At 67.6% G+C, this 17,246-nt stretch carries 16 protein-coding genes; 15 read left to right on the forward strand and 1 reads right to left on the reverse strand.

The window, feature by feature from the left end; genetic code table 11:
- Positions 1-145 precede the first annotated feature (145 nt).
- From QO033_RS06935 to QO033_RS06995, 13 genes are all read left to right on the forward strand, one after another.
- The gene (locus tag QO033_RS06935; RefSeq protein WP_284480224.1) at positions 146-2,434 is read left to right on the forward strand and encodes an adenosylcobalamin-dependent ribonucleoside-diphosphate reductase; all 2,289 of its coding nucleotides are present in this window, start codon (positions 146-148) and stop codon (positions 2,432-2,434) included.
- A gap of 505 nt (positions 2,435-2,939) precedes the next feature.
- Positions 2,940-4,223: a flavin-containing monooxygenase gene (locus tag QO033_RS06940; protein WP_284480225.1), complete on the forward strand. Its 1,284-nt coding sequence runs from the start codon at positions 2,940-2,942 to the stop codon at positions 4,221-4,223.
- Between the two features lie 60 nt (positions 4,224-4,283).
- Complete coding sequence (locus QO033_RS06945) at positions 4,284-4,697, forward strand: RidA family protein (protein ID WP_284480226.1); 414 nt, start codon at positions 4,284-4,286, stop codon at positions 4,695-4,697.
- A 95-nt stretch (positions 4,698-4,792) separates the two neighbouring features.
- Positions 4,793-5,470: a DUF1028 domain-containing protein gene (locus QO033_RS06950; RefSeq protein WP_284480227.1), complete on the forward strand. Its 678-nt coding sequence runs from the start codon at positions 4,793-4,795 to the stop codon at positions 5,468-5,470.
- A gap of 45 nt (positions 5,471-5,515) precedes the next feature.
- A complete protein-coding gene (locus QO033_RS06955) occupies positions 5,516-6,595 on the forward strand; it encodes a LysR family transcriptional regulator (protein ID WP_321170041.1) in 1,080 nt (359 codons plus the stop codon).
- Positions 6,592-7,710 (forward strand): acetylornithine deacetylase, encoded by a 1,119-nt coding sequence (argE, locus tag QO033_RS06960; RefSeq protein ID WP_284480228.1) that lies wholly within the window; start codon positions 6,592-6,594, stop codon positions 7,708-7,710. Before QO033_RS06955 ends, argE begins: the two co-directional genes overlap by 4 nt.
- 308 nt (positions 7,711-8,018) lie before the next feature.
- Positions 8,019-9,014: a lipid A-modifier LpxR family protein gene (locus tag QO033_RS06965; RefSeq protein ID WP_284480229.1), complete on the forward strand. Its 996-nt coding sequence runs from the start codon at positions 8,019-8,021 to the stop codon at positions 9,012-9,014.
- Between the two features lie 98 nt (positions 9,015-9,112).
- Positions 9,113-10,177 carry a Hint domain-containing protein gene (locus tag QO033_RS06970; protein WP_284480230.1) on the forward strand — a complete coding sequence of 355 codons (1,065 nt, stop codon included), beginning with the start codon at positions 9,113-9,115 and terminating at the stop codon, positions 10,175-10,177.
- A gap of 11 nt (positions 10,178-10,188) precedes the next feature.
- Complete coding sequence (locus QO033_RS06975; RefSeq protein WP_284480231.1) at positions 10,189-10,434, forward strand: hypothetical protein; 246 nt, start codon at positions 10,189-10,191, stop codon at positions 10,432-10,434.
- Between the two features lie 142 nt (positions 10,435-10,576).
- Positions 10,577-11,197, forward strand: coding sequence for a 30S ribosomal protein S4 (rpsD, locus tag QO033_RS06980; protein ID WP_284480232.1), 621 nt, complete (start codon positions 10,577-10,579; stop codon positions 11,195-11,197).
- Positions 11,198-11,503: 306 nt separating this feature from the next.
- Positions 11,504-12,589 carry a histidinol-phosphate transaminase gene (gene hisC, locus QO033_RS06985; RefSeq protein WP_284480233.1) on the forward strand — a complete coding sequence of 362 codons (1,086 nt, stop codon included), beginning with the start codon at positions 11,504-11,506 and terminating at the stop codon, positions 12,587-12,589.
- Positions 12,586-13,530, forward strand: a complete 945-nt coding sequence (locus tag QO033_RS06990) for a prephenate/arogenate dehydrogenase family protein (protein ID WP_284480234.1) — start codon at positions 12,586-12,588, stop codon at positions 13,528-13,530. Before hisC ends, QO033_RS06990 begins: the two co-directional genes overlap by 4 nt.
- Positions 13,527-14,375 carry an extensin-like domain-containing protein gene (locus QO033_RS06995; RefSeq protein ID WP_284480235.1) on the forward strand — a complete coding sequence of 283 codons (849 nt, stop codon included), beginning with the start codon at positions 13,527-13,529 and terminating at the stop codon, positions 14,373-14,375. The genes QO033_RS06990 and QO033_RS06995 overlap by 4 nt, the downstream gene beginning before the upstream one ends.
- Before the next feature lie 4 nt (positions 14,376-14,379).
- Here the strand turns inward: QO033_RS06995 and QO033_RS07000 are convergent, their stop codons facing one another.
- Complete coding sequence (locus tag QO033_RS07000; RefSeq protein ID WP_284480236.1) at positions 14,380-15,384, reverse strand: DUF2125 domain-containing protein; 1,005 nt, start codon at positions 15,382-15,384, stop codon at positions 14,380-14,382.
- A 78-nt stretch (positions 15,385-15,462) separates the two neighbouring features.
- Between QO033_RS07000 and QO033_RS07005 the strand changes: the two genes are divergently transcribed.
- Both QO033_RS07005 and QO033_RS07010 read left to right on the forward strand, forming a co-directional pair.
- The gene (locus tag QO033_RS07005) at positions 15,463-15,993 is read left to right on the forward strand and encodes a gamma-glutamylcyclotransferase (protein WP_284480237.1); all 531 of its coding nucleotides are present in this window, start codon (positions 15,463-15,465) and stop codon (positions 15,991-15,993) included.
- A gap of 70 nt (positions 15,994-16,063) precedes the next feature.
- Positions 16,064-17,245, forward strand: coding sequence for a biopolymer transporter ExbB (locus tag QO033_RS07010; protein ID WP_284480238.1), 1,182 nt, complete (start codon positions 16,064-16,066; stop codon positions 17,243-17,245).
- Position 17,246 lies beyond the last annotated feature (1 nt).

A 17,246-nucleotide genomic window follows, 5' to 3' on the forward strand; every position in this document is an offset into this window, starting at 1 on the left:
TATAGTAGGGGTTGGGACGGGGAAGGCAAATTGTGGGGGCATTTTGCATCCATTTTGCCGCTGGCGCTTGTTGTGGTGCGGGGCCGGAGTGGTGTAGTCTGGGTCTCCATTCCACGACCAACATCCTCTGCCAAGGACCGCTGCCATGACTCGTTTCGCCGCCCCGATCGCCGAACAGATCTGGGATATGAAGTATCGCTTCAAATCTGCCGACGGGGAGCCGATCGATGTCACGGTGGAGGACAGCTGGCGCCGGATCGCCCGCGATCTGGCACGGATCGAGGCGGAACCGGCCGCCTGGGAAGAGCGGTTCTATGGCGCGCTGGAGGATTTCAAGTACCTGCCCGCCGGCCGCATCACCGCCGGCGCCGGCACCGCCCGCGAGGTGACGCTGTTCAACTGTTTCGTCATGGGGACGGTGCCCGATTCGATGTCCGGCATCTTCGACATGCTGAAAGAGGCGGCGCTGACCATGCAGCAGGGCGGTGGCATCGGCTACGATTTCTCGACCATCCGGCCGCGCGGCGCGGAAGTGAAGGGGGTGGCGGCGGATGCCTCCGGTCCCCTGTCCTTCATGGATGTCTGGGATGCGATGTGCCGCACCATCATGTCGGCGGGGTCGCGCCGCGGGGCGATGATGGCGACGATGCGTTGCGATCACCCGGATATCGAACAGTTCATCACCGCCAAGCAGGATGCGGCGCGGCTGCGGATGTTCAACCTGTCGGTGCTGGTGACCGATGATTTCATGGAGGCGGTCAAGGCCGATGGCCCCTGGGAGCTGAAATTCGGCGACAAGGTCTATCACACCCTGCAGGCGCGCGACCTGTGGAACAAGATCATGCGCGGCACCTATGATTATGCCGAACCCGGCGTGATCTTCATCGACCGCATCAACGCGATGAACAACCTCGCCTATTGCGAGACCATCGCCGCCACAAACCCCTGTGGCGAGCAGCCGCTGCCACCCTATGGCGCCTGTCTGCTGGGGTCGATCAACCTGGCGCGGCTGGTCTCCGATCCCTTCGGGCCGAAGGCGGCGCTGGACCTGGAGGCGCTCTCCGATCTGGTCTCTGTTGCCGTTCGGATGATGGACAACGTCGTCGACGTGTCGAAATTCCCGCTGCCGCAGCAGGAGGCGGAGGCGCAGGCCAAGCGGCGGATCGGTCTCGGCGTGACCGGGCTGGCCGATGCGCTGCTGATGCTGGGGCTGCGCTATGGCTCCGATGAGGCCGCGGCGCAGACCGAGGAATGGCTGCATCAGATCGCGCGAGCCTCCTATCTCGCCTCGGTCGAGCTGGCGAAGGAGAAGGGCGCCTTCCCGCTCTTCGACGCGGAGAAATACCTGGCCAGCGGCTCGCTTCAGCATATGGATGAGGACGTGCGCGCCGCCATCGCCGAACACGGTATCCGCAATGCGCTGCTGACCTCGATCGCGCCGACCGGCACCATCAGCCTCTATGCCGGCAATGTGTCGAGCGGGATCGAGCCGGTCTTCGCCTATGCCTATACCCGCAAGGTGCTGCAGAAGGACGGCAGCCGGACCGAGGAAGAGGTGGTCGATTACGCGGTGCAGATGTGGCGCGATCTGAAGGGCGATGCACCGCTGCCCGAGTATTTCGTCAACGCCCAGACGCTGGCGCCCACGGATCACGTCAAGATGCAGGCGGCGGCGCAGAAGTGGATCGACAGCTCGATCTCCAAGACCATCAACTGCCCCGAGGACATCAGCTTCGACGCCTTCAAGGACGTCTACATGCAGGCCTATGAGACCGGCTGCAAGGGCTGCACCACCTATCGGCCGAACGATGTGACCGGCTCTGTCCTGAGCGTGTCGGAGAAATCCGATACCGCGCCGGGAGAGGCGCCGGCCAAGGGCGCCGGCGTGACGGAGCCCGGGGCGGAAGTGGTCTACATGTCCGAGCCGCTCGACCGGCCGCAATCGCTGGAAGGCCACACCTACAAGCTGAAATGGCCCGACAGCGAACATGCGATCTATATCACCCTCAACGATATCGTCATCGCCGGGCGGCGGCGGCCGTTCGAGGTCTTCATCAACTCCAAGAACATGGAGCATTACGCCTGGACCGTGGCGCTGACGCGGATGATCTCGGCGGTGTTCCGGCGTGGCGGCGACGTGTCGTTCGTGGTCGAGGAGCTGAAGGCCGTCTTCGATCCCCGCGGCGGCGCCTGGGTGCAGGGTAAGTACATCCCTTCGATGCTGGCGGCGATCGGGGGCGTGATCGAACGCCACATGGTCACGACCGGTTTCCTGGAAGGCGAGGGGATGGGGCTGAAAAGCGATCCGCAGGCGGAGGTCGTCAACCTCGACGCGCCGCGCGGCAAGGCCTGCCCCAGCTGCGGCCAGTACGACATGCGCATGATCGAGGGCTGCATGACCTGCGCCAGCTGCGGGTACTCGAAATGCGGGTGAATTAGGGTCAGGACTCATTGTTGTGGCGTGCCACGCGACATGACCTAACCGTCTCACAAGGTCATTTTGGCTGAGAAAATGAAGAAACGGCCTCGGGGCGTACCCGGGGCCGTTTGCATGTCTGGCTGTGGCTACGCCTGCCAGTGTTTTTGCTGGGCCGCAGGCCAAGTCCATCGCGGATCCCTCGCATGGGTCGCGCCGCTGCCGCAGGGGGGCGCTCGTGTCGTTGGAAAACCCCTGCTGGCGCCGCATGTGGCGGGGGGGAGGGCGAGCGCCTGAAACATCACCCCGTGGGCATCCTGACAGAGCCTCCGCGCCGGCTCTGAACCCGCAAGGCGACCTTGCTGAGCCGTGTGGCCTGAGCTGGGCCTATGTTAGGATTTCCCTAAGTTACGCTATGAGAATTCATAATTTCAACCGAACGAACAAGAGCGCACATAGACCGGGTGACGCCAGCACATTGCGGCGGTCGCAGCGCGCGCGAGCCAGAAGAAGGACGCAGGACATGGCAACTGAAACAGTCGACACCGTCGTGATCGGTGGCGGGCAGGCCGGCATCGCGATGAGCGAACATCTCGGGCTGAGCGGTATCCCGCATATCGTGCTGGAGCGTGACCGCATCGCCGAACGCTGGCGCAGCGGCCGCTGGGATTCGCTGGTGGCCAACGGCCCGGCCTGGCACGACCGTTTCCCGAATATGGAGTTTCCCGGCAGCGGCGACGATTTCGTGCCCAAGGAGGGGGTCGCGGATTATTTCGAGGCCTACGCCCGGCGCATCGGCGCCCCGGTGCGCTGCGGAGTCGAGGTGACGCGGCTGAGCCGGCTGGAGGGGCGCCCCGGCTTTCGGGTCGAGACCGGCAGTGGCGAGATCGAGGCGCGCCATGTCGTGGTCGCCACCGGCCCGTTCCAGACCCCGGCGATCCCGCCGATCGTCCCGGCCGAGGCCGGTATCACCCAGATCCATTCCAGCGAATACCGCAATCCCGCGCAGCTGGCACCGGGGGCGGTGCTGGTGGTGGGGGCGGGCTCTTCCGGCGTTCAGATCGCCGATGAGCTGTCCCGCGCCGGCCGCAGGGTCTATCTCTCGGTCGGGCCGCACGACCGGCCGCCGCGCAGCTATCGCGGCCGGGATTTCGTCTGGTGGCTGGGGGTGCTGGGCAAATGGGACGCGCAGGTCGCCGCCCCCGGTTCGGACCATGTCACCATCGCAGTCAGCGGTGCGCGCGGGGGGGAGACCATCGATTTCCGCCGGCTGGCAGCGGCTGGCATGACGCTGGTGGGCCGCACCGAAGGCTATGATGCGCAGGGGCTGCATTTCGCCCCGGATCTGCCGCAGAACATCGCCCGGGGCGACGCCAACTACCTGTCGCTGCTGGATGAGGCCGATGCCTATATCGCCCGCAACGGGCTCGACCTGCCGGAGGAGCCCGCGGCGCGGGAATTCCTGCCGCTGCCCGACTGTGTGACGACGCCGCTCCTGACGCTGGATCCGGCCGCGGCCGGGGTGACCACGATCATCTGGGCCACCGGCTTTCGGAATGATTACAGCTGGATGGAGGTCGATGCCTTCGATGCCGAGGGACGCCCGGATCATCTGCGCGGTGTGTCCCGGGAACGGGGGATCTATTTCCTCGGTCTGCCCTGGCTTTCCGGGCGCGGCTCCAGTTTCATCTGGGGGGTCTGGCACGATGCCAAACACATCGCCGAACATATCGATATCCAGAGCAAATACCTCGCCTACCAGCCCGATGCGGAAAGTGCCGATCAGCCGGTCAGGGAAGAGGCCTGATATCATTCCTTCCGGTCCCGGCATCCGGCCGGGGCCGTTTTCCTGCCTTCGGAGTATCCCATGGCCCACACCCGCATCCGCAAGTTCAACACCAAGGAAACCTATCCTGAGCAGAACCTTGACAACGATCTGTGTCAGGCGGTGGTCGCGCGCGGCACCACCATCTTCCTGCGCGGCCAGTGTCCGCAGAGCCTGGACACCGCCGAGGACATCGGCAGCTTCGATCCGGTCGAGCAGACCCACAAGGTGATGCAGAACATCCGTCAGCTGATCGAGGAGGCCGGCGGCAGCATGGAGCACCTGTGCAAGGTCGTCGTCTATCTGACCGACGTGCGTCACCGTGAGGCGGTCTATCGCACCATGGGCGAATATATCAAAGGCGTGCATCCGGTCTCCACCGGCGTGGTGGTCAGCTGCCTGGCACGGCCGTCCTGGCTGGTGGAAATCGACGCCACCGCGGTGATTCCGGACTGATCCCGAACCATCCCCCGACCGATCCCGCCGGATCGGGCTGGCCGGCGGGGCAACCCGCCGGTATTTTCTGAGAACCCGCAAGATCAGGAACGCATATGACCTTCTCGCTCGTTGGCCGCTGTGCCGAGACCGGACAGTTCGGCATGGTGATCTCCTCCTCCTCGCCGGCGGTGGCGGCGCGCTGCGCCTTCGCCCGCGCCGGGGTCGGGGCGGTCTCGACCCAGAACATCACCAACCCGGCGCTGGGGCCGCTGATGCTGGACCGGCTCGCCGCCGGCGACAGCGCCGAGGCGGCGGTGACCTTCGCCGCCGGCAGCGATGCCCATGCGGATTACCGCCAGCTTCTGGCAGTCGACGGGCAGGGCGGCAGCTTCGTGCATTCCGGCGCCAACGCGCTGGGGATCTGGACGGCGGCGACCGGGACGGATTGCGCCTCGGGGGGCAATCTTCTGGCCTCCGACCAGGTGCCGGCGGCGATGGTGCGGGCCTTCGAGACGACCAGAGGTGCGCTGGGGGATCGGCTGGTGGCGGCGCTGCGCGCCGCCGTGGCCGAGGGCGGCGAGGCCGGGCCGGTGCATTCGGCGGGGCTGCTGATCGTCGACAAGGCGGCCTGGCCCTATGCCGAGCTGCGCGTCGACTGGCTCGACACCGATTGCCCGATCGAGGCGGTGGCTCGCGCCTGGGAGGTCTATCGCCCGCAGGCCGAGGATTACGTCACCCGGGCGCTGAACCCGGCTGCGGCCCCTTCTTATGGCGTGCCGGGGGATGAGTGACTGCCGCCGATCTGTGCGGAGCCCGGTCGCAGCCGGGCGGCCGGCATGAGCGCGGGGCGAAAGGGGCGGTCCTCCGCCGGGGAACGCGAAACGGGCGTTGACCTTCCCAGCGGCATGGCGCAGTTCAAGCAAAAGACGCTTGCCGCTGCCTCCCGAACCGCCATGCCCCTGCGCATCACTCTGCGCCAACTCGAATATTTCGTTGCCGTCTGCGATCTGGGCTCGATCGCCCTGGCGGCGCAGAAGCTCAATGTCTCCTCGCCGTCGATCTCCACCGCGATCGCCCAGCTTGAGGCGGAGTTCGGTCTGAAGCTCTTCGTGCGCCGTCATGCCCGCGGGTTGTCGTTGTCGCAGGCCGGGGCGCTGTTCCGCACCGCCGCGCAAGAGACGTTGGAAAAGGCCTATGCCCTCGGCGATCTGGCCAATGACATCTCCGGCAAGGTGCGCGGCCCGCTGCGGGTGGGCTGTCTTCTGACCTTCGCCCAGATCGTTCTGCCCCGGCTCAGGCGCAGCTTTGTCGATCAGTATCCCGAGGTGGATTTCCACCAGTTCGAACGCGACCAATCGGAGCTGTTCGAACTGCTGCGCGCCGCCCAGGTCGATGTGGTGCTGACCTACGATCTGAACATCCCCTCCGAGTTCAGCTTCGTGCCGCTGATCGACCTGCCGCCCTTTGCGCTGTTTCCCGAGGATCACCCGCTGGCGGATCGCGACAGCCTGTCGCCGGAGGAGCTGGTGGACTACCCGATGGTGCTGCTCGACCTGCCGATGAGCGCCGAATACTTCCTGTCGTTCTTCTCCGCCGCCGGGCTGACCCCGGTGATCGCGGAGCGGACCCGCGACATGGCGGTGATGCGGTCGCTGGTGGCCAATGGTTTCGGCTATTCGGTGGCCAATATCCGGCCTCTGTCCGACTACTCCCCCGATGGCAGCCGGCTGCGCTTCGTGCCGCTGACCGGGCCGGTCCGGGCGCTCAGGCTGGGGCTGCTGATGACCGAGGGGGCCGAGCATTCGCGCACGATCTCGGCCTTTCTGGCCCATGCGCGCGATCACATCACCCCCGACACCAGGGCCCGCGTCGTCGCGCCGGCGGCGGGGCAGGACAGCACAAAGGACAGCCAATGACCCCCGATCCCCTGCATGCGCGGCTGCGTGACCTGCTGGCCCGGCTGATCGGCTTTGAGACCGTTGCCGGCAGCTCCAACCGCGATCTGATCGACTGGGCCGCGGCGCTGCTGCAGGCTGCGGGTTTCACTACCCGGATCGTACCGTCGCAGGATGGCACCCGGGCTGGGCTGCTGGCCCGGTTTGGCGCCGGCGCGGGCGGCCTGATGCTGTCGGCCCATACCGATGTGGTGCCGGTCGCGGGCCAGAGCTGGAGCATCGATCCCTTCGCCCTGGGCGAGCGGCAGGGGCGCTACTTCGGGCGCGGTACCACCGATATGAAGGGCTTCGTTGCCTGCGTGCTGACGCTGGCGGAATCCCTGCGGCAGACACCGCCGGCGCGCCCGGTCTCCATCGTGCTGAGCTGGGACGAGGAAATCGGCTGTCGCGGCATTCCGGAGATGATCGACGCGGTTCTGCCGACGCTGGGCCGCCCAGATCTCTGCATCGTCGGGGAACCGACCTCGCTGCGGCTGGGCACCGGGCACAAGGGCAAGGCCAGCTACCGGGCGGTGAGCCGGGGGCAGGCGGGCCATTCGGCGATGGCGCCGCAGTATCGCAACGCCCTGCATCCGGCCGCCGAAACCATTCTGGCGCTGCGCGATGCACAGACCCGGCTGCAGCAGGCGGGGGCGCAGGACCCGGCCTATGATCCGCCCTGTTCAACGGTGCATGCCGGGGTGATGCGCGGCGGCAGCGCGCTCAACATCGTGCCGGACCGCGCCGAGATCGATTTCGAAATCCGCCATCTGGCGGCGGAAACCGCAGCCGATATCCTCGCCGGGATCGATGTTCCCGAGGGGGTGGAGGTGACGCTGACCGGCAGCTACCCGGGGCTCGACACCGATCCCGCCCTGCCGGCGGTGGCGACCTTCGCCGGGCTGTTGCGGGATGCCGCCCCGGTCAGGCTGGCCTTCGGCACCGAGGCGGGGTTCTTCGCCGCGCGCGGCATCCCCACGGTGGTCTGCGGGCCCGGCACCATGCGCGACGGCCATCAGCCCGACGAATCCATCGCGGTGCAGGAACTGCACGATGGGCTGGATCTGTTGCGCCGGGCAGTGTACCTGTTCGCCTGACCGCGACGTCTTCGCGCCTGTTTGCCGGGCGGCGCGCGTGGGTGCGACAAAATACCGAATGCTGGAACGGGATGTCGGGCGGGGCCTGCCCCCCGGAGCGTTTGACCCGTGGTTCGGCGCCGGTGGCACTGCTTTGGCGGGAAAAGGCGCCGGAGATAGAGGGGATGCGGGTGTTCCGGTCATCGGGAGTCGGTGCAGAGTTGCACAATCAGCAGTGCAGAACGGGCATAGCTCCGCTCTGGCAAACAGCGGAATCGGGGCCTAGATAAAGGGCACCCGGGAGCTCGGGCACGCAGGACTTTAAGGACATGTTTCGTACTCTCTTCACCCTTTGCGGCGCATCGCTGCTGATCGCCACCGCCGCGCAGGCCGGTAATCTGGAGACCCCGGCCGCCGAGGGCACCGTGGCGCTGGAGGCCGCGCAAGACTCTGCAACTGACACTGCACCGGGACCGCGCCGGCACAAGCTGGGCGTCGGGGCCTATATGACCAACGACTTTCTCGGCGATCACGACGACCGCTGGCGCACCGGGGCGATCGGCGCGTCTTATGTGCGCGGCTATGACTGGACCGGGAGCGCACCGGCCGGCTTCGGCGAACTGATCGAATATCGCTTCCTCAGCCAGGTGATTGCACCGGCGGATCTGGTCTCGCCCAATCCGGCGGACCGCCCCTATGCCGGGGCGATCTCGCTCGGGGTGCACAGCCACATGAACCGCGACGGGCTGGAACTGTCGCTGGGCGGCGATCTGGTCTTCATCGGGCCGCAGACCGGGATCGATAACCTGCATGAGAATCTGCACCAGCTGTTCGGCTCGACCGAGCCGGGCGCCGGGATGCTGGCCAATCAGATCGGCAATACCGTCCGCCCCACCGCCGTGGCCGAGATCGGGCGCAGCTTCGATCTGGGGGGCCGTGCGCGGCTGCGTCCCTTTGCCGAGGCTCGCGCCGGCGATGAAACCCTGCTGCGGGTCGGCGCCGACCTGACCTTCGGTCCCGCCGGTCTGGGCGAGCTTCTGGTGCGCGACCCGGTTACCGGCCAGCGCTATCGGGTGGTGACACAGGCGGTGCCGGGCTTCAGCTTCACGCTGGGCGGCGATATCGCCTATGTGGCCGACAGCGTCTATCTGCCCTCCGGCCGTGGCTATGATCTGACCGATCACCGCGACCGGCTGCGCGCCGGTATCCACTGGCAGGGGCGGCGCACCGGCATCTTCTTCGGCATGGCCTATCTGGGCGAGGAATTCCGTGCCCAGCCCGAAAGTCAGGTCGTCGGCCTGCTGCAGGTGAAGATGACGTTTTAAGATCACAGTCTAACCTGCGGAAATCAAAACGCCTTCCTTTGCTCCGATTCCTTTGTTAACGTTCTGGCAACAATAAACAGAGGCAGGCAGACGAGCAGATGAGAACGGGCTTTCGCGGCACGTTCGTCATTTCCTGGTCGCAGACGGAGATTGACGGTCTTGAGGATGCGCCGGTTGCGGCGCTCGAGACCGGTGCGGCCTGGTCCTGGCGCGGGGATACCGTGCGGGTGGACGGGCCGGGTGGTGTGTTGCGGCTTGAGGGGGCGAACGGGGAGGCCGAGATCCGGGAACGTGCGGCGCGCGCCGTGCGGCGTCTCGTGGGGGCGGTGGTCCAGAATACCAGTGATCTGGAAGCGGTCGAAATCGACGATCCGCTTCTGGAGCGATATTTCGTCGTCACCGACGGTGCCCGCAGCTATACCGTCACGCTGGTCGAGGTCGGCCCCGGCCGCCGGCCGCTTCTGATGTTTCTCAACGATCTGCCGCCACGCGGGACCGATCTCTGGGTGGTGCGCCACAGCCTGACGGATCGCGCGCCGCAGCGCCCCGAGGACCGGCAGGGCGGGGTGATCTGCTTCACCCCCGGCACCCGGCTGGTCACGCCGCGCGGGCTGATCGCGGTGGAGGAGCTGCGCGAAGGCGATCTGGTGCAGACCCGCGACAACGGCGCACAACCGGTGCTCTGGTCCGGCCGCCGGCGGCTCAGCGGTGCGCGGCTTTATGTCATGCCGCACCTGCGGCCGGTGCGGCTGCGGCCCGGCGCCTTCGGTATCGATCATCCCGATCAGGAACTCATCGTCTCGCCGGAGCATCGCATCCTGCTGCGCGGCCGCGCGGCGCAGGCGCTGTTCAACACCGATGAGGTTCTGGTCGCCGCCCGCGATCTGATCAACGACACCACCATCGTGCGCGATCATGTCCTGCGCGAGGTGACCTATGTGCACCTGCTGCTGCCGCGTCACGAGATCCTGACCGCCAACGGCGTCGAAACCGAAAGCTTCCATCCCGCGAATGCCGATCTGGCGACGCTGGAGGCCGGCGATCGCGCCCGGCTGCTGGCGCAGCTGCCCGGGCTGGAGGACGATCCGCTGCTCTACGGCCCGCATGCCCGGCGCAACCTGACCCGTTCCGAGGCTGCCATCCTGCGGCACGAGGCCGCCTGAGGCGCCGCCCTTTGGCGTTGTGCTGCTCCGGGCCGGCCCGGGCGCAGTTCTTCCTGCACAGAAGCCCGATCATCGCGGTCGCGGCCTGCATCGAACCGCTTCTGGTACTGACCGGCGCCGGGCTGACCCGCGGGCTGCGCCGGCGGCCCGGGATCGTGCTGCGGCTCCAGCGCGGTCTGGGGGCGGTGCTGATCGGTCTTGGCCTGCGGCTGGTGCGGGTCGCGCTGAGCCGGCGGGCCCCGCAGAATCCGCATTGACTCCCCCTCGCAGACCTCTATAAGCGCGGCTTCATTGGTGTTGGTGGCCCCCGCAAGGGGATGCCTGTCATGGCTTCGGCCAAGAGGACAACGCCCTTCATTGCCGCTTTCGGGCGGCGTTCCAATCGAAGGAGATCAGACGGTGACCAAACGCACCTCTGCCAAGTACAAAATCGACCGCCGGATGGGCGAAAACATCTGGGGTCGTCCGAAATCCCCGGTCAACCGCCGCGAATACGGCCCCGGCCAGCACGGCCAGCGCCGCAAGGGCAAGCTCAGCGACTTCGGCACCCAGTTGCGGGCCAAGCAGAAGCTGAAGGGCTACTACGGCGACCTGACCGAAAAGCAGTTCCGCCGCATCTACGGCGAAGCCGAGCGGGTCAAAGGCGATACCGGTGAAAACCTGATCGGTCTGCTGGAGCGCCGCCTGGACGCCGTCGTCTACCGCGCCAAATTCGTGCCGACCGTCTTCGCCGCCCGTCAGTTCGTGAACCACGGCCATGTGCTGGTGAACGGCAAGCCGGTGAACATCCCCTCCTACCGTGTGAAAGAGGGCGACGTCATCGAGGTGCGCGAGAAGTCGAAACAGATGGTCGTGCTGCTCGAGGCCGTGCAACTGCCGGAACGCGACGTGCCGGATTACATCGAAGCCGACCACAGCAAGATGACCGCCACCTTCGTGCGCACCCCGGGCCTCAGCGACGTGCCCTACCCGGTGCAGATGGAACCGCATCTGGTCATCGAATTCTACGCGCAGAACTAAGTCTCTGCGCCTTTCCGAATTCCGAAACCCGCCGCGTCCCTCGCGGCGGGTTTTTCCGTTCCGGGCCGCCTGCAAGTGCCCTCCCGCGCCGGCCCGTGTCCGCTCCGCGGCCCGGCCTGGCGGGTGCTCTTTTTCTGGCTGAAAATATCCCGGGGAGTTTGAGGAGCTGGCCCCTCAATCCCGCCGCGGGGCCAGGGCACCGGCGGCCACCGGATGGGCGCCGCCGCCACCGGCGCGCCCCGAGATCCGCGCTTCCCCTTGCGCAGCGCGGGCGCTATGAGGGGCGGCAGTCAAGGAGACCCGAAAATGACCAAAATCACCCCTCAACCCGGTATCATGGAGATCGCGCTCTATCAGGGCGGCGCGGCGCATGTCGAGGGCGTGGCGAATGTGGTCAAGCTGTCGTCGAATGAGAACCCCTTCGGCCCCAGCCCCGCCGCCATCGCCGCCGTGCGCGACAGCGCCGCGGGGCTGCATCGGTATCCTTCGACCGATCACAGCGGGCTGCGCCGGGCCATCGGCGAGGTGACCGGGCTCGATCCGGAGCGGATCATCTGCGGCGTCGGCTCGGATGAGATCATCAGTTTCCTTTGCCAGGCCTATGCCGGCCCGGGCGATGAGGTGCTCTATACCGAACACGGATTCTCGATGTACCGCATCTCGGCGCTGGCCGTCGGCGCCACCCCGGTGGTGGTGCCGGAACAGGACCGGGTGGTCGATGTCGATGCCATCCTGGCCGCAGCCAACCCGAACACCCGGCTGGTCTTCATCGCCAACCCCGCCAACCCGACCGGCACCATGATCGGCGCGGCGGAGGTGGCCCGGCTCGCCGCTGGCCTGCCGGAGGAAACGCTGCTGGTGCTCGACGGCGCCTATGCCGAATATGTCGAAGGCTTCGATGCCGGCGCGGCGCTGGTCGGGACGCGCGACAATGTGTTCATGACCCGGACCTTTTCCAAGATCTACGGGCTGGGCGGGCTGCGCGTCGGCTGGGGCTATGGCCCGCAGGAAATCATTGACGTGCTGAACCGGGTGCGCGGCCCCTTCAACCTGTCGAACACCGCGCTGGCGGCGGCGGAGGCGGCGATCCGCGATCAGGATTACGTCGAGAAGTGCCGGGCGGAGAATGCCCGCTGGCGGGCCTGGCTGGCCGAGGCGCTGGCCGAATGCGGCGTCGCCTCCGACACCTCCTGCGCCAACTTCATCCTTGCCCGCTTCTCCGATGCGGCAGAGGCCGACGCCTGCGACGAGCATCTGAAATCGCAGGGGCTGATCGTGCGCAAGGTGGCGGGCTACGGGCTGCCGCAGGCGCTGCGCATCACCATCGGCGACGAGGACAGCTGCCGCCGGGTCGCGGCGGCGGTGCGGGCGTTCAAGGGGGCGGCGGCATGACCCTGCCTGCCACGGTTAGCGGCCCGATCTACGACCGCATCGCGCTGATCGGTCTGGGGCTGATCGCCTCGTCGATGTTCTGGGCGATCAAGCGCTCGGGCCTCGCCGGCGAGGTGACCGGCTACGCCCGGTCGGCGACGACCCGGGACACCGCCCGCCGCATCGGCCTGTGCGACCGGGTCTGCGACAGCGCCGCCGAGGCGGTTGAGGGCGCCGATCTGGTGGTCCTCTGCGTGCCGGTGGGGGTGATGGGCGATGTGGCGGCAGAGATCGCCCCGGCGCTGAAACCGGGCGCCACGGTCTCCGATGTCGGATCGGTCAAACGCCATGTGATCGAGGCGGTCGGCCCGCATATCCCCGAGGGTGTCGACTTCGTGCCGGCCCACCCGCTGGCCGGGACCGAGCATTCCGGGCCGGAAAGCGGCTTTGCCGAGCTGTTCGACAACCGTTGGTGCCTGCTGGTTCCGGTCGAACACGCGGCGCCGGCGGCAGTGCAGCGGCTGCGCCACCTGTGGGAGGCGATGGGGGCCAATGTCGATGAGATGGAGCCCGATCACCACGATCTGGTTCTGGCCGTGACCAGCCATGCGCCGCACCTGATCGCCTATACGATGGTCGGCGTGGCCGACGATCTGCGCCGGGTCACCGATTCCGAGGTGATCAAATATTCCGCCGCGGGCTTTCGCGACTTCACCCGGATCGCGGCCTCAGATCCGACCATGTGGCGCGATATCTTCCTGACCAACAAGGCCGCGACGCTGGAGATCCTCGGTCGCTTCACCGAGGAGCTCTTTGCCCTGCAGCGGGCGATCCGCACCGGCGACGGGCAGCATCTGTTCGACTATTTCACCCGCACCCGGGCGATCCGCCGCGGCATTATCGAGGCCGGGCAGGACACGGCCGCACCGGACTTCGGCCGCGGTCCCAAAGGCAAGACATGATCGCGGCGCGGGGGGCCGCGTTGGGCGTCCTGCTGCTGCTGGCCTGGTCCGCGGCAGCCGGTGCGCCCGAGCACTCTCCGCGCCCGCCGATGCGCGCCGGGGCTGTTCCGGCGGCGCCCGCGCCCTCCTCGGCGCCCATGCCCTCCGCGGCGCCCGCGTCAGACCGGATACGTCCGGCGGTGCGCCCGGTCTCGGATCAGAGCCTGCAGGCGGCGGCGCGCCCCGCCGGCCTGCCGTTCCTCGGCCCGGAGCGCTCTCCGGCGCCCTGGAGCCGGCCGGAGGGGCTGTCGCAAAAGGCGATGGCGAAGAAACGCGCGCTGCGTGCCGGGGCGATCTGCGGCGATATCGGCATTCAGGGCGAGCCGGTGGGCCGGGTGCCGGGGCGGATCGCCGGTTGCGGCATCGAGGATGCGGTGCGGGTCCGTTCGGTCGCGGGCGTGCGGCTCAGTCAGCCGGCGGTGGTGACCTGCGATGTGGCGCGGTCGCTGAAGACCTGGGTGGAGCGCGGGGTGAAGCCTGCCTTCCGCCGTCGTGGCCCGGTGGTCGAGCTGAAGGTGGCGGCGCATTACGTCTGCCGCACCCGCAACAATCAGCGCGGTGCCAAGATCTCGGAACACGGGCGGGGCCGGGCGATCGACATCTCCGGTTTCACCATGATGGACGGCGAAGTGGTGACCGTGCTCAAGGGCTGGGGGCAGGGCACCACGCTGCGGCCGCTCGCCCAATCGTTGAAAGCTGCCTGCGGCCCCTTCGGCACCGTGCTGGGGCCGAATTCGGACGGCTATCATAAGGATCATTTCCACATGGACGTGGCGCGCTATCGCAGCGGTCCCTATTGCCGCTGAGGTTCTAGCGCAGGGTGATCTGCGGCGCCGGGCCCAGCGGCAGCGGCCCGAGGCTCATCCGCCCGTCGGCGAAGCGCAGCTGGGTGTCGAGCGTGTCGCTGTCGTCGCCGGTGCCGGCAAGCAGCTCCAGCACGCGGCGCAACGGCGCGGCGGTCTCGGCGGGGATCACACCGGCCTGTTCCGCCAGCATCAGCATCTCGCGCCAGTTCTCCGCCCGCAGCGCGATCTCGCCGCCCGGCCGGCCAGCTGGATCGATATCGACGGCGCCGCGCGCCTGCAGCCGCAGCGGTCCCCAGTGGATATCGGCGTCATCGAGCACGATGGCGCGGGGCTGCGGCCGGCGGTCTTCCAGCGCGCGGCGGTCCCAGGGGCGGTCGAACCGCAGCTGCGCTTCGGCGCTCAGCGCGTCGAAGGTCCCGGGCAGGCCGCTGCCGCCGGCCAGCGCCCCCAGCCGCAGGCGGCGACCCGGGGTGAAACCGCGGGCGGCGAGGCTGAGCCGATAGCTTTCCGGCGCCCCTTCCTGCCGCATCGACAGGATCAGGTCGTCGGCGCCGAACCGGTCACCATCGGGTTGATCGCTCTGCCAGGCGGCGGCGGTCAGCTCCAACCGGTCGAGGGTCAGTGCCCGCCCCAGCCGCAGGTCCAGCCGCGCCTGCATGTCCTCGGCCCGGATCACCGTCGTGCGGTCGAAGAAGGACAGCCGCTGATCGGTCGCGGGGAACTGCAGCCGCTGGTGCCCGGGCCAGATCGCCGGGCTGTCGAGCAGGAGCCAGTCGGCGCGCCAGGCTGCGCCGCTGCCGGGATCGGCCAGCGCCGGCGTGTCGATCAGTGTCATATGGCGCAGCGGATAGCCCGAGCCGGTGATCGCGGCATATTCCGCCTGCCAGCCGCGCGCCGCCTGGGTGGCGAACCAGCCTTCGATCCCGCGTTTCAGGACCAGGCTGCCGGCCAGCCAGACACCGGACCACAAAAGCCCGAGTACGATAGCGATTTTGATCAGCCGCCGCATCCCGGGCCCCTTTCGCCTGCGCCTGTTTTCCTGTTTACAGACGGAATTTACAGGCGGGAACCGACAAGGACCAGACGCATGACCATGTGGGTATTCGGATATGGCTCGCTGCTGTGGAACCCCGGGTTCGACGTGGCGGCGCAGGAGATCGCGCGGCTGCCCGATTATCACCGGTCGTTCTGCATGCGCTCGATCCACCACCGCGGCACCGAGGACGACCCGGGGCTGGTTCTGGCGCTGGATCAGGCATCGGGCGCCAGCTGTGCCGGCCTGGCGCTGAAGGTCGCCGCCGGACAGGAGGCGCAGACGCTGGCCTATCTGCGCGAACGCGAACTGGTGTCCTCCGCCTATCTGGAGAAGGTGCTGGAGGTCGACCTGACCGACGGCAGCCGGGTGCGGGCCGTCACCTATGTGATCGATCCCGATCATCGCCAGTATTGCGGCGGCCTGCCGCTGGAGGAGCAGGCACAGATCATCGCCCGGGCGGTGGGCGGGCGCGGGCCGAATGCGGAATATCTGTTCAATACCGCCCGCCATCTGGCCGAGATCGGGCTCAGCGATCCGGATCTGGACTGGCTGTCCGCCCGTGTCGCCGGCTTGCTGGCATAAACCCTTGGCGTTGCGCCAAGTTATTCTATAGGCTCGCTGCAGAGCAGAGACCCATCAGGACGCCAGCCCCATGGTGCAGCGAGACCGCGAACCCCGGCCGCATTTCTCACAACCCATCCGCCAGATCATGTTGATGCTGATCGCTGTCGGATTGGCCGCCTTCGGGGCGTTCATCGCGCTGCCGCGGGTGCTGCCGGTGTTTCTGGCCAACCCCTATCTGAACATCGCCATCGCCGTGGTCTTCGCCATCGGGGTGCTGTCCTGTTTCTGGCAGGTGGTGCAGCTGATGCGCTCGGTCCGCTGGATCGAGCTCTTCGTGACCGGTCAGGCAGGCGACATGCAGGCGCCGCAGCTGCTGACGCCGCTGGCCTCGCTGTTGCGGCCGCGCGGCGCGCGGATGCAGCTGAACTCTACCTCGTCGCGGTCGATCCTCGATTCCGTGTCCGAACGGATCGACGAGGAACGCGAGATCACCCGCTATATCGTCAACCTGCTGATCTTTCTCGGGCTGCTGGGCACCTTCTACGGGCTGGCGACGACGGTGCCGGCGGTGGTCGACACCATCCGCGGCCTGGCGCCGAAGGAGGGCGAGGACGGGCTGGCGGTCTTCAACCGGCTGATGACCGGGCTTGAGGCGCAGCTGGGTGGCATGGGCGTGGCCTTCTCCTCTTCGCTGCTCGGGCTGGCGGGGTCGCTGCTGGTGGGGCTTCTGGAACTGCTGTCGGGCCACGGCCAGAACCGGTTTTACCGCGAGCTGGAGGAATGGTTGTCCTCGATCACCCGGCTGGGCTTCGCCTCCGGCGAGGAGGGCGACAGCGAGGTTTCGGTGCTCGAAGGGGTGCTGGACCATATGTCCGACCAGATGCAGGCGCTGCAGGACATGTTCTCGAGCTCGGACCAGAGCCGGGCGGGGCTGGACCGCAAGCTGGGCGATCTGGCCGACGGGATCGAGCGGATGGCCGACCGGATGGAGCGGAACGAGACCATCAGCGCGGCGCTGGAACGGGTGGCGGTCGGTCAGGAGACCCTGATCGAGATGATCCGCGATCAGGGTGCCGGCGACGGGATGGATGCCGAAAGCCGGATGCGTCTGCGGTCGATCGACGTGCAGATGCTGCGCATTCTCGAAGAGATCTCGGCCGGCCGGCAGGAGAGCATGGCCGAGCTGCGCAAGGACATCGATATCCTGATCAAGGCGCTGGCACCGGTGCGCGGCGGCCGCCGGGGCAAGACCGGCGGGACGGAGGACTAGG

This window comes from Pseudodonghicola flavimaris (assembly GCF_030164425.1).
Taxonomy (GTDB): domain Bacteria; phylum Pseudomonadota; class Alphaproteobacteria; order Rhodobacterales; family Rhodobacteraceae; genus Pseudodonghicola; species Pseudodonghicola flavimaris.